General features: G+C 46.3%; 10 protein-coding genes. 2 read left to right on the top strand and 8 right to left on the bottom strand.

Annotated elements, in window-relative coordinates:
• Positions 1-392 precede the first annotated feature (392 nt).
• Entirely contained in the window at positions 393-971 is a 579-nt protein-coding gene (locus tag HGH47_RS11745; protein WP_253676317.1) for a hypothetical protein, read from the top strand.
• Positions 972-1,063: 92 nt separating this feature from the next.
• Here the strand turns inward: HGH47_RS11745 and HGH47_RS11740 are convergent, their stop codons facing one another.
• Together HGH47_RS11740 and HGH47_RS11735 are read right to left on the bottom strand one after the other, a co-directional pair.
• Complete coding sequence (locus tag HGH47_RS11740; RefSeq protein ID WP_212566533.1) at positions 1,064-2,821, bottom strand: ATP-binding protein; 1,758 nt, start codon at positions 2,819-2,821, stop codon at positions 1,064-1,066.
• A gap of 80 nt (positions 2,822-2,901) precedes the next feature.
• Complete coding sequence (locus HGH47_RS11735; RefSeq protein WP_212566157.1) at positions 2,902-3,492, bottom strand: YggT family protein; 591 nt, start codon at positions 3,490-3,492, stop codon at positions 2,902-2,904.
• Between the two features lie 484 nt (positions 3,493-3,976).
• On the opposite strand from HGH47_RS11735, the gene HGH47_RS11730 reads away from it, so the two are divergent.
• Entirely contained in the window at positions 3,977-6,058 is a 2,082-nt protein-coding gene (locus HGH47_RS11730) for a sodium-translocating pyrophosphatase (RefSeq protein WP_212566158.1), read from the top strand.
• Positions 6,059-6,300: 242 nt separating this feature from the next.
• Here the strand turns inward: HGH47_RS11730 and trpS are convergent, their stop codons facing one another.
• The 6 genes from trpS to HGH47_RS11700 all read right to left on the bottom strand — a co-directional run bounded on the left by trpS (position 6,301) and on the right by HGH47_RS11700 (position 13,389).
• Positions 6,301-7,341, bottom strand: a complete 1,041-nt coding sequence (gene trpS, locus HGH47_RS11725) for a tryptophan--tRNA ligase (protein ID WP_212566159.1) — start codon at positions 7,339-7,341, stop codon at positions 6,301-6,303.
• Between the two features lie 82 nt (positions 7,342-7,423).
• On the bottom strand, positions 7,424-8,125 hold the full coding sequence (locus HGH47_RS11720; RefSeq protein WP_212566160.1) for a Bax inhibitor-1/YccA family protein: 702 nt from the start codon (positions 8,123-8,125) through the stop codon (positions 7,424-7,426).
• Positions 8,126-8,236: 111 nt separating this feature from the next.
• Positions 8,237-9,136 (bottom strand): B12-binding domain-containing radical SAM protein, encoded by a 900-nt coding sequence (locus HGH47_RS11715; protein WP_212566161.1) that lies wholly within the window; start codon positions 9,134-9,136, stop codon positions 8,237-8,239.
• A 6-nt stretch (positions 9,137-9,142) separates the two neighbouring features.
• Positions 9,143-9,925: a sulfite exporter TauE/SafE family protein gene (locus HGH47_RS11710; RefSeq protein WP_212566162.1), complete on the bottom strand. Its 783-nt coding sequence runs from the start codon at positions 9,923-9,925 to the stop codon at positions 9,143-9,145.
• Positions 9,926-10,011: 86 nt separating this feature from the next.
• Complete coding sequence (gene uvrC, locus HGH47_RS11705) at positions 10,012-12,048, bottom strand: excinuclease ABC subunit UvrC (protein ID WP_212566163.1); 2,037 nt, start codon at positions 12,046-12,048, stop codon at positions 10,012-10,014.
• 69 nt (positions 12,049-12,117) lie between these two features.
• Positions 12,118-13,389 carry a glucose-1-phosphate adenylyltransferase gene (locus HGH47_RS11700; RefSeq protein WP_432912504.1) on the bottom strand — a complete coding sequence of 424 codons (1,272 nt, stop codon included), beginning with the start codon at positions 13,387-13,389 and terminating at the stop codon, positions 12,118-12,120.
• Between the last annotated feature and the right edge of the window lie 262 nt (positions 13,390-13,651).

Genomic DNA, 13,651 nt, shown 5'->3' with positions numbered 1-13,651 from the left:
ATCTTCGCTGAAAAGATCGACAAATACGGAATCTTTATATTTTCTGTTTGCCGTACTCATAACTGCTTCTCCCTCAATGGCTATAGTATAGCATGGATATGAGGATTTTGAAAGCTATCGGTAGGCGCTTTTGTAAGGTACAATCTTTAATTCCTCATCAGTTTTGCCGTTTCAAGTTTGGTTTGGTAAGAGCCGTCGGTAAAACCCGTAATAGACCAAATTCCGCAGATAAAGAGGCTGTGGGAATATTACAGAAAATAACCGATACGTTCTGCCCTGCGTACGAAAGGTTGCAGTTTGCCAAGAAATGGCATATACTTTCATCGTATGCTACATTTGAAAAGCAGGCAAGTATGCCCATAGCAGACAGCATATAATTTGGAGGAACAGGTATGGCAACAGTTAAAGCGATGGATCTTTTTGAAGCGTATGCAAAACAGAAACTGCCGATGGATCAAGGATATATTGTTTCATCGTTCTTTAAAGAAGATTCTGCGTACAGTATTTACGAGATCGTTTCCTATGCGACCCTAAAGGATATTTACCTAACAAGTAATGGCTTAACTTTTCAAACAAACGGAAAAAAACTTTTCTTGTTTGTCGAACCGGAAAACTATTCCCATAAGTCTATGGAACCCTACTGCCGTGAGCGCGACTTTCAAGTACCGCTGCGATTTAAAGATTCAAATATCATCACTGCAAAAAATCAATCAAAAATTATTTTCAGTAAGGAGCCGCAAGAGGCATTGTCGGCATTTACTATTGTTAAGCCTACAGGTATAAACTTTGCTTTCCTCTTTTACCCGCTTCCCGATGTATTTCAATCCATCGAACTGTTCTTTGAACAAACCTTAAATAAGGAAGCCGGAGTTCCGCTCCGTGATGCAAAAAATGCCGCAAAAGAATTTGCTCAGTTAAGTTCAAAGGTGCTGACGTGGCCGAATCTGGAAGAACAAAAAGCCGGTAAATAATTAGGTGTAAAGACGAAAACGCTGTATAATCGAAATACGGTTTAAACCGCTCCGAGCCGTCTATTTTCCATTTGAATAGGTGTCAGAGCGGTTTATTTTTCTCCAAGCAGTTGTTTTAATTCCTGTATCTCTGCAACCAGTTTTGAGCGCTGAATATTCTGATATTGCTTGGGCAGCATCTCTTTACTGGTACACTCGAGTACAGCGACTAAATTCTGTAATTCAATATCATAGGGATAGGAGGGCGGAATAAAATCGTCGATTGTCTGTTCGATATCTTCCGCTGTCAACATCATACGGTTGTCAGCACTTGCATTCATTTTCGACCGAACCAAAATGGCCTCAATGTCCGCACCGGATATAGGAAATTTCAGCTTTCTATTGATAATATTAGAAAAAGAAATATCTTTTGTTTTAATTTTCAACTTTCGTTGCAGCGTTTCAAAAATCTCAACTTTTTCTGTCAACGTTTCAGGATAAAAAAGAGCTAAGTGCTCCTCCGCTCTTCCTTGCCGTTTTAAGTCTATCGGCAATAAATCGGGACGGCTGGTAATTAAAAACCAGATGATTTTTCCGCGGTAATCGGTGTTGCCCATAAAGTTTGCAATTTGCGCAAATACGCGGGAGGAACCGACACCATCCTGCATTTTACGGTTTCCTAAAACGGCATCCGCTTCATCGATCATCACGGCAACAGGCGCCATTGCTCGCAGAATATTCAGCACTTTTTCTAAATTCGATTCGGTTGTCCCCTGCCATTGCGTATGAAAATTTTTAAGCCGCACCATCGGGATGCCGATCTCTCCGGCAAATGCCGAAACGAGGAAGGACTTACCCGTGCCGATCGGCCCTGAAATTAAATAGCCCATCGGGAGCACATCGGTTCTTCCCTGTTTAAGCGCCTTTGCCATCGACTTAAAGCGCTTTTTTACAAATTCATGCCCTGCAATAAATGAGAGGTCATGCTCCGTTTCCAAAAACTCCAGCAACCCGCCCGCTTCGTTTTCGATAATTTCCTGCTTTTTTTTGCGAAGGTATTCAAACGTAATCGGTATGTCTTCGTTGTACGATTCTTTTGCCAGCTGATTAAGATTTAATAGATTTAATCCCGATGTCAGCTTTCCCATCCGCTCGGCATTGAGGAGACGTTCCAATAATAGTTCTCCTTTATTTTGCAAATACGTTAAAAAATGAATACGGATTGCTTCCGACGGAAGCGGGATAGCGACTTTAACCGTTGAAGGAGAGGCAACGAGTCGGGAATTCACATCGGCAAGATTTTCGGTCAACATAACAACCGAAATATCTTCATTGGTAAATTGAGGATCGTGTGACCAGCGGTTCAAGGTAACCAAGCAGTAGCGATCAACTGCATCGAGGTTCCCGATTTCCTCCGCAGGGATAACCGTTTCCGCATAATCGATAATCAATACCATTCTGCGGCCGCTTCCCATATTCAGCGTAAAATAGCGTTCAAGGTATGCAAAGGCTTTAACGGGATCGCGGGAATAAAAATCTTCGATGGGAACTTCGGGATACCGGCTGTGCATCGTTGCAATATAGGTCTGATCCATTTCTTGCATACAAAAAGATACGCCGCTCGATTTATCGTAAAATACGATAATATCTTTGTTACCGAAAATGACCTCCGAAATATAATCCCATATCTTTACAAAAACAAAATGAGCGCTTGCCCGATGATTGTGCGGCAGGAAATCACGGATATTACCATGTACAAAATAAAGATTGACCGTTTCGGTACAGTATTTAGTTGCGAGTTCCTGCGCCCACGGCGGTAAATCGTGGATAAGCTCGCTATTGTATTTAATCAGTTTTTTTCCCGAAGACAATTTCCCATCCCCCTCTTCGATAAATACCATATACAAAAACCGATAAAAACACAATAGAAATGAGGCGCCCATGGTGGTTTCTACATAATTCTTATTACCTTAAATTGAAATAATAGAGAACCGAAAAAAAGGCCAAGCGCAATACGGACTAAAAGGATAATGAGAATCGTCAATATCAGTCGGGTACGGTACTGCAGCGGCTTTCGCGGAAAAAAACCGGTAACCTTTGCAATAACGGGACTTAAAAATTTATCCAAGTTATACCAAAACGGAGAGCTGTTTGACGAACCGAAAAGATCGTACACAAGCCGAATAATCAAAAAAATGATCAGCAGGTTGAGCATAAAACCGATAAACGACCATATCAGTTGCATGATGCTCACAAATACTACCCAAAGGGAAATCGTTCCTGTCGCAAGGATGGAAGTAATAAGCTGCGCTGCAATGGACAAGATACCGAGCGATAAAATAGGTGAAAAATCGACCATACCGATGCGGGTAAATCTGAATCGTCTGAACCAATTTAGATAAGGATCGCAAATGGATGATAACACCCTGCCGAATGATGAATACGCCGCAGAAGGAACCCACGACAGCAAAATCTTAATAAAACATAAAAAGAGATAGGCATTGATCAGCTGCCTAACAGTTAATAATAATGAACGCACCATAACAGGCTCCTCATATCAATCGGCAATATTTCGCCGATCGGCATTTCCGTATAAGAAAATCTCTAAAAACTTCAATTTTTAGAGATTTTCCTTAGATTTAATTTGCGATGTTTCAATTTAAGTAATTACAATATAAAAACTTAAATTGAAACTCGTCGGGCATCTCTAAAAGCTAACCGAGTTTTTAGAGATGCCCATAACATACTGATTAAAATGCAAACCGTAAAGCCCTTTGCGATAACGCATGTTGTGATAACGCAGAGCAGATGCGCCATCTATTTTCAAAAGAGCGATTGCCATTATCAGGCGATAAAAATAGGCGGTAAAATCGGGCTTGAAAAAACATATTCCATGTATTAGAATACAAAATTAGTTCCAATAAAAGGTCCTTTGGACATATCACTGAAACGGTGGTTATAAATTGTAATAGAATCTTCTATAAAAACTTTATATAAGAGGAAAAAGTATTGAGAGGAGTAATAGTATGATGACGAATCTTGTGTATTCCGTATTGGCGCTTGTTCTTGCGGGGAGCATTGCAGCGCTGCTGTATGCCTTTGTAAAAACGCGCTGGATTAACCGGCAGCCGGTAGAGAACGACGACTTACGGCATATCAGCGGTTATATCTCGGAAGGAGCAATGGCTTTTTTGAACCGTGAATACAAGGCATTGGTACCCTTTATTGCAGCGGTTGCCTTGTTTTTGGCTGCCGGAAATAAAGGTGCGTTAAAGATAGAAGCGCTTACTTTTGTATTGGGCGCAGCGGTATCCCTGTTGGCAGGATTTATCGGTATGAAGGTCGCAACCGCTGCAAATGCGCGCACCGCACAGGCGGCCAAAAACGGCGGCCTTACCCCTGCGTTAAAGGTCGCCTTCTCCGGCGGCAGCGTCATGGGTATGAGCGTTGTCGGTCTTGCACTGCTTGGTTTCTTTATTGTGATGCTGGTTTCGTCCCTGTCGTATGGAACGGATATCAAGACTTTTTATGATATAACGCTGCCGCTCGGAACCGCTTTTTCGCTCGGAGCTTCATCGGTTGCGCTTTTCTCCCGTGTCGGCGGCGGTATCTTTACCAAAGCGGCAGACGTCGGCGCAGACTTGGTCGGTAAGGTAGAAAAAAACATCCCCGAAGACGATCCGCGCAATCCGGCTACCATTGCGGACAACGTCGGCGATAACGTCGGCGATGTTGCAGGAATGGGTGCTGACCTCTTTGAATCCTTTGTCGGTTCGTTAATCGGGGCAATGATCCTCGGTTTAACCGTCGCCGCCTCCGATGATCTTAAATTAAAGCTTATGGTATTGCCGCTGTTGATTGCGGTTTTGGGCATTGTCGCATCCTTAATCGGAACGATATTTGTGCGTGCAAAGCCGGGAAGCGATCCTCAAAAAGCATTGAACGCCGGTACCTTTGGCGCGGCGATTCTGGCGACCGTTTTCTTATTTATCGTATTGAAGTTCTTCATCGGCGAGGAAACCTTTAACGGAAGCGCCGGTATGTATCACATCTTCGGCGCAACAATTACCGGTCTTGCATCCGGCGTACTTATCGGGCTTTTAACCGAATACTACACCGGCACGGGCAAAAAACCGGTTGTTTCGATTATGAATTCATGCGAAACAGGCGCCGCAACAACGATTATCACAGGACTCGGTGTCGGTATGCGGAGCGCTTTCCCGACCATCGTATTGATCGGAGCGGCAATCTGGGGCAGCTTCAGCTTGGCTGGCCTCTACGGCGTCGGTATTGCGGCGGTCGGTATGCTGGTTACGCTCGGTATTCAGTTGGCAGTCGATGCTTACGGCCCCATCGCGGATAACGCAGGTGGTCTTGCTCAGATGGCGGAATTCCCGGGCGAAGTACGCGAAATTACCGACAACCTCGACGCCGTTGGGAACACCACCGCAGCAATCGGAAAAGGTTTTGCAATCGGTTCCGCAGCGTTAACCGCTATCATCCTTTTCACTTCATTCAAAGAACATACCGGCGTCAATATCGTCGATATTACGAATATTCCCGTTCTGACCGGTATTTTGCTGGGCGTTGCGGTGCCGTTCCTATTCTCCGCTATGGCGATGTCCGCAGTCGGTAAAGCCGCGTACAAGATGATAGAAGAAGTACGCAGTCAGTTTAAAAACAAGCCCGGTATTTTGAACAACACTGAAAAGCCGGACTATAAGCGCTGTGTAGATATCAGCACGCAGGCAGCCATCCGCGAAATGGTTATTCCCGGTCTTGTCGCCATTATCACACCGATTTTAGTCGGCTTCGTCGGCGGTCCGGCGATGCTTATCGGGTTATTAACCGGCGTTACCGGCTCCGGCGTTGTACTCGCTATCTTTATGGCAAATTCGGGCGGTGCATGGGATAACGCAAAGAAGATGATTGAATCGGGCAGCGGCGCAGGGAAAGGTTCGGAAGCGCACAAGGCTGCTGTTGTCGGTGATACGGTTGGAGATCCCTTCAAAGATACCGCCGGTCCTTCAATCAATATTTTGATAAAGCTGATGTCGATGGTCTCATTGGTTATCGCACCGATGTTGAAAACGTTCTGGGGCTTATAAAAGAAGTCCTCTGTATAGCGCTTGCGGTACTACGCTCCGATGGGTGTAAACCGCAGGGCAAAAAAAAGCCGGTTTATGGTTGTCCATAGACCGGCTTTTTTATGTAAAGCACGGAGATAAAAACATCTAAGAAAATCAGGGATAATTCAAATAAATAATTGGTAATTATAGAAACGCTCACACAGTGCGATAAAAGAGAGCGTACAAGAAAATTTCTTTAATTACACATTACCCATTATCAATTATTTTTTCGCTTCTTCCGCTTTTCGGGAAATTTTATTCCAAACACCGAAAACCCCCATCGCTTTTTTTACGATTTTAAGGGTTTGTGCGGCTTCCGCCCGCATCTTCATCGTGCCGTTGTAAATAATCTCGTCGATGAAGCCTCGCTTGGATGCATACATCGCACGCCGTTCTCTAATAGGTTCAAGGAAAGTATTGATGGCGGCGGCGAGTTTATCCTTTACTTCAACATCGCCGACTTTTCCCTTCCGGTAGCGTTCTTTTAAATCTTCAATTTCTGCTTTGTTCGGATTAAAGGCATCATGGTAGATGAACACCGGATTCCCTTCCACGGTACCCGGAATATCGGCGCTGGTTCGGTTGGGATCGGTGTACATACTGCGTACCTTTTTTACCACCGTTTTTTCATCATCGCAGAGGAATATCGCATTGCCGAGGCTCTTCGACATCTTAGCTTGTCCATCCGTGCCGACAAGCGAGCCGTAGTCGCTCACCATAACCTCCGGCAACGGAAACACATCGCCGTACATATAGTTAAAACGCTTTGCAATTTCCCGCGTCAATTCGACATGGCTTTCGTTGTCCTTGCCGACCGGCACCAGATTTGCACGGGGGAGCAAGATATCGGCAGCCTGCAGCACAGGATAGCCGAGGAGACCAAGCGGTAATTCGGAAAGATGTGCAGCCTTTGCCATATCTTTTATAGAAGGAATACGCTGCAGTCGCGGCACGGTAACAAGGTCGGCAAAAAACAGGTTCAGCTCGCAAACTTCCGGCACTGCCGATTGCAAATAAATAACCGATTTTTCAGGATCAATTCCACAGGCTAAATAGTCCAGCGCCATTTGCCGCACATTATCGGCAAGTTCATCGATATAGTGTTTTTCGGGCTTTGTCGTCAGTGTATGCAAGTCCGCAATAATAAAAAAACATTCAAATTCTTCTTGAAGCCGTACTCGATTCCTAATCGAGCCGACATAATGCCCCAGATGAAGATTACCCGTAGGGCGATCACCCGTTAAAATTCGTTTTCTTTCCATAAAGGTGATAGTATCATGTTTATATTTAGCAGCGCAAGGGTAACCGTACCTGAGTTGTTAACGGTTACCATGGGAGATGCCCTTATCTTCTTTTGCCGAATAAGCGGAGAAGCGCTAAGAAGATATTGATAAAGTCGAGATACAGCTCTAATGCGCCGATAATCGCAACCTTTTTAAAGTTTTCATTATCCTGTGCATAGCGGGCAGCTTGTGTAATCTTTTGAGTGTCATAAGCGGTTAGTCCGGTGAAAACACCGACCGTTACAAAAGAAATCAGCCAATCAAGTGAAGAAGAACGCATAAACATATTAACAAGCGAGGCAATTATCAGCCCGATAACAGCCATCATCAGGTACTTACCCGCCGATTGCAGATTATTCTTCGTTGTTGCACCGTAAACGCTCATTGCACCGAACATCAGCGCCGTTATTACGAAGATACGGACAACAGAAGTACCGGTATATACAAAGAGTACCGACGAGAGCGTCAAGCCGTTAACAATTGAGTAGATAACAAAAGAAGCGGCTGCAGCAGGGAAGCTCATCTTTCTGATGCCTGCCGACAAAATAATGACAAGCGCAAATTCCGCAATAATCAAGCCTAAGAAGGTAAAACGATTCCCAAAGATAAAATAGAGAAGCGTTTCGCTATTGAATACTGCAAAGGCTGCAATTCCGCTCATTGCTAAAGCTGCAACCATCCATCCATATACGGCGGTGATAAACCGCTGAGTGATTTTTTCATTTGCTTGCTGCAATGAAATATTGTCAGTTGATGTGTTCATACACTTAATATACAAACGAATATCTATTCTGTCAATGAATTACTTAACAGGGCACAAGGCATTAAAACCGCTATGGAGACGGCGGCTCTGATACGCTCACACGGCTCAGCCCTATAGGTAGTATTTCCGATGTTCAGGATAGACGCCCCGCTCCAGAACGCGGTTGACTTGCGCGAGCATTGCATCCCTATCCTGCGGCAGCGTCCCTTTCAGCGTTAAAAAGTTGGAGGCGTGATTGGAGCGGAAAATCACCGGAGCGGTCATCTCTTCAACATGGATATTTTCTAAAATCAGCTTTAATTCTTTAACAACTTCTTCGATCCCGACAACCGTGTAATTCCCTTCGGCGGCGGCTTTGGTAAGATAGCTGCCGTCCTCAAGCCGCAAGGTGAGCAGCCCCGCATACGTCAAATACATTTTGGAGATAATCTCACCGGTTTTAATCGCATGCTGCGTGTTATCCCGCTCCGCGCCGTTAATTCCTAAAATAAAAGTTGCCGACAGCTCCATTCCCGCGTCTTTTACTTTATACGAAAGTTTGATCAGCTCCGCCGCCGTTGTTCCCTTCCGAATAAACTTGAGCGTTTCATCATCGCCGCTTTCCACACCGAGATACAAGAGTGTCAGCCCCTTCGAGGCCAGCAGCTGCAATTCTTCCGGAGACTTCTGCCTGATATTGAGATGGGTTGCATAGCAGGACACTCGTTTGCACTGCGGAATAACGGCCGCGATCGCGTCCAGCACTGCGACTAAGTATTCCGTCGGGGCAGTCAACGCATCGCCGTCCGCCAAGAATACCTTATCGACACGGCGGTAGTGCTCGGCAAACATCACGAGTTCCTGCTTCACCGTTTCGATCGGTTTAATATGGAATTTTTTTGTCTGGTACATTCCGCAAAAGACGCAGCGGTTATACGAGCAGCCGAGCGTTACCTGCAAGATTAAAGAATATGCCTCGCTCGGCGGACGGTACAGCGGATAGTCGTAAGGGTCGTAAAGCGTATCGTACATCGGCAATTATGAAAAGAACAGCGTTCCGAAAACATCGTAAAAGAGTTTTCCGAACAGCAGTATGATGACGCAGATCATCAGAGGTTTGATAAACGCAGTACCTTTTTTTATTGCAAAGCCTGCTCCGATATAGTTCCCGATGATGCCGAATACGGCGGCGGGAATCGCGATGGAATAGATGACTTTGTTGCCGATGATGACGGCGATGAGCGACGCATAGTTCGATGCAAGGTTCAATACTTTGGCATTGCCGGAAGCGGTTTTAAGGTCGTACTTCATCCATGCGGAAAAAACGATAATCGCGATAGTTCCCGTTCCCGGGCCGATCAGCCCGTCATAGAATCCGATAACGGAGCCGGCACAGGTTGCTAAGATGAACGCTTTCTTTTTGGGTATATCGGCTGACTGATTCTCCGTACCGAAATCCCGTTTTAATAACAGCAGAACCGCGACAATCGGGAGAACGACGACCAATGCTGTTTTGAGCGTTTCTTGATTGATCATCAATGCGATTCTGATACCGATATACGAAAATATAAACGAACAGACGGCGGAAATGGCAGCAACCTGCCAGTCAACTGCGCCGCTTTTAAAAAATCGCGCTGCGGAAAGCGTGGTACCGCACGCAGCGGAAAACTTATTGCATCCGATTGCCGTATGCGGCGGAAGCCCGACGAATAGATACGCAGGCAGCGAGATTAAGCCTCCGCCTCCTGCAGCGGAATCGACAAACCCCGCCAAAAAAACAAAGAACCATAGAAAGGCAAGCGCCCAAATAGTTAAATGCATAGGTCATATTCTATCATCATTTTAGCCTTTTGAAAATATACCTTTTCAATATCTAAAACACAAAACTACAGTGTACATCATCCTAATCATACTCTTGCCGAGCCGTGACCGGATACTTCCCGAGCGGCGGCAATCACTTCTTCCGCTTGAGCCTGCGTAATCCCCGCGGCGGCGGCAGCCGCTTCCACGGAAGCGGCTGCAAGCTTTTCAATACTTGAAAAGCTGCGCAGCAAACGCGCAGCCCGCTTTTCTCCGATGTGGGGCAGCTCTTCAAACCGTAAGTGCAGCTCTTCTTTTGACCGCAGCCGGTTGTTGCGGGTGTTGGCAAACCGGTGTGTTTCGTCGCGTACCCGCTGGAGTACCCGCAAGGCTGCGCTCCGCCGCGGCAGTACAATCGGCTTGTTGATATGCGGCCGGTAGAGTTCTTCATTTTTTTCCGCTAAACCCACCAACGGAATATCCAGCTCCAATGCATCGAGTACCGCTTTTGCCGCATTCACCTGTCCGATGCCGCCGTCTATCATAATCAGGTCGGGCAGCTCCGCCGCTTCGTTCAGCAAACGGGTATACCGCCGCGCCACCGCTTCCCGCATAGAGGCATAGTCATCGATGATACCGTCCGTAGTACGCAGTCTGAATATCCGGTAGTTCTTTTTGTCGGGATTGCCGTCCTTAAACGAGATGAGGCTCGCAACCGTGTACTTGCCGTGCAAATGAGCGATATCGAAGCCCTCGATGCGGTGGGGCGGACGGTCAAGCGACAATATTTTTTGGAGTTCTTCCAGCGCGGGGAAGTCTCCCAGTTCCTTTACGCGGCGGGCAACGTCCTCTTTGGCGTTAAACTGAGCCATTGCAAGCGCCGCTTTATGCCGCCGAAGTACGGAAGGAGACAGACGGTCTGCCGCTGTTTGTTTTGATATCTCCGGTTCGCTTGCGCTGCCGGATACCGGCGTCGTAGCAGCCTCATCAGGTGTAACGGCGCCATATACCGGCGTTTTTTCGGCGACTGCCGCTTCGGTGTTATCAATATGATATGAATGTTCGTTCACAGCGGTGAGGCTTTCCATATCCGTTGCAGAGGCTTGTTTCCGATCTTCCAACGGAATCGCCGTGATAGTAACTTTGACGCCGAGCCGGTCGGCAAACCATTGTTCTGCGAGTTCGTATTCTTGTCCCGCACTCACAAAGATATGCGGCGGAATCTGTTTCGGATCGGTGTAGTAGGCAATGAGAAATTCAGGTAAGACCTCGGATTCGTCTTTAAGGCTTTCCGTCCGGTATAAGTCCCGCCCGACAACCTTGCCGCCCCGCATTTTAAATACCGTAAACGTAATCAGCGCTCCCTCCGCCGCCCATCCGATATAATCGCGGGATTCAGGATCCATATCTTCAACGGAGTTTTGGCCTCGGAGCGCCCGTACCGCCTGCATCCCATCCCGAATACGGGCGGCCTTTTCAAACTCGCGGGCGGCAGCAGCAGCTTTCATCTTTTCCGTTAATTCGGCAAGCGGTTTTTTCACGTCGCCCTCAAGCAGCAGCGCAATTTCATCAATATCCTTCCGATAGTCGGTTTCCGAAATTTTTTCCGCACAGGGCGCACTGCACCGGCCGATATGGAAATACAGACAGGGTTCACGCTTCTTTAAGCGCTTGCATTGCCTCAATGTATATGTCCGTTTAATGAGCGACAAAAAATCATCAACAGCCGGCACATTGGGGAAAGGGCCGAAATACCGTGCGCCGTCGTTTTGTATCCGCCGCGTTCGGTACAGCCGCGGATAGCGTTCATTGGTGATTTTGAGTACGGGATAGGTTTTCCCGTCTTTGAGATTGATATTGTAACGCGGCTTGTATTTTTTAATCAAATTATTTTCAAGCAGCAGCGCCTCATACTCATTATCGGTTTGAATATATTCGATACGGCGCGCACGCGAAACGAGGATACGGGTTTTTATATCCCGCTTTGACGCAAAATACGAACTCAGCCTATTCTTGAGCGATTTCGCCTTTCCGACATAAATAACGATATCTTTTTCATCCCGCCACAGATACACGCCGCTGGTTTTAGGCGCCGACAGCGCATATTGATGAAGCGCCTCACGCACGTCCGCTTGTTCACTCATACCGTAAGGATAATACTGAGACCGATGGCTAATGGCAATATCGATTGAAAGCGCTTTCCCTCTTGCTTGTTAAATGACGGTGTTGTCGGGGATAATTGCGTTCTTGGTGATAACGTAAATGCGGTCGACAACGTGATAATAGCCGTAATCGCCGTCGGGTGGGATTTCACCCATACCGATGGATACGTTATGCCCGATGCGTGCATTTTTATCGATAATCGCTTTTTTGATATGACAGTTTTTCCCGATACCGACGCACGGAATGTCGGCTTTTTCGTCCCCCGCCTTGCTGCTTTCTGATTCGTAGTAGTCCGCTCCCATACAGACAACCCCTTCCAACACGCTGCCCGATTCGATAATGGTTCTGATACCGATAACGGAGCGGCTAATCGTTGCATACGTGATAACACAGCCTTCGCTACAGGTAACGCGATCCAGCTGCGCCCCGTTGATTTTTGAAGCCGGCAGATTTCGGTAGTGAGTATAAATCGGCGCTTCCGCATCATAAAAGTTAAACTGCGGTGTAATCTCCGTTAAATCGAGATTCGCCTCGTAAAAACTGCGGATGGTACCGATATCTTCCCAATAGCCGTTATGCACAAACGCCGAAACCTTATGATCTTTAATCGACGCGGGGATGATCTCCTTTCCGAAGTCCGTCATGCTATTGTTTAAGCAGTCTTCCATCGCCTTTGCATTAAAGATGTAAATACCCATCGAAGCGAGATATTCTTTATCGGGGCTTGCAACGGAAATACCCGACTGTGCAGGGATTTTCCATTCGTCGATATTTTTGTCGGGGCCGGGTTTTTCCATAAAAGCGGTGATATTCGATTTTTTATCAATCTGCATAATGCCGAATCCGGAAGCGTCGCGGCGGTTTACTGCCGTACAGGCAATGGTGATGTCTGCTCCGGAAGCTTCGTGCTGCGCTAAAAACTCTTTTAAGTTCATACGATATAATTGATCGCCTGAAAGGATGATATAGTATTTCGGATCTTGCGTTTTAAAGTGAGTAAAGTTTTTTCTTACGGCATCCGCGGTTCCTTCGTACCAGCCCGAATGCTCAAATGTTTGTTCCGCAGCAAGGATTTCAACAAAACCGTTTGAAAAACTGTCGAAGCGGTATGCCCGCGCAATGTGCAGATGCAGCGATGCGGAATTAAATTGAGTCAATACATAGATTTGCCGAAGACCTGAGTTAATACAATTGGAGATAGGGATGTCGACAATACGGTGCTTTCCCCCGAACGGTACGGCCGGCTTTGAACGGGATTGAGTAAGCGGGTATAAACGAGTTCCTTTTCCGCCTCCCAAGATAATCGATAATACTTTCGGCATATATCCTCCTTATGATATTTGCAGGGGCGCATTCCGCAAAAACCGAGAGAAGTATCTACAAGCGCGTTAGGATTTCAGCGCTGTTCTATTATTATAAGTATAAACGATGTTTTTATTTTTTGCCATAAAAAAATAAGAATTGTTCTTGCTCTTTCTACCCGCTTGACAAAGCATAGGATTATCAGTATATCATTACAAAGTATTTAGTAATCTATGCGGCATAGAGCCGCCCTCTAAAAGTCATCTGCAAAAGTAATCGTAT

It is taken from the genome of Treponema sp. OMZ 805 (assembly GCF_050937395.1).
In the GTDB taxonomy this organism is placed as follows: Bacteria; Spirochaetota; Spirochaetia; order Treponematales; family Treponemataceae; genus Treponema.
The sequence above is the reverse complement of the archived record's forward strand: the minus strand, read 5'-3'. Positions and strand labels throughout refer to the sequence as shown.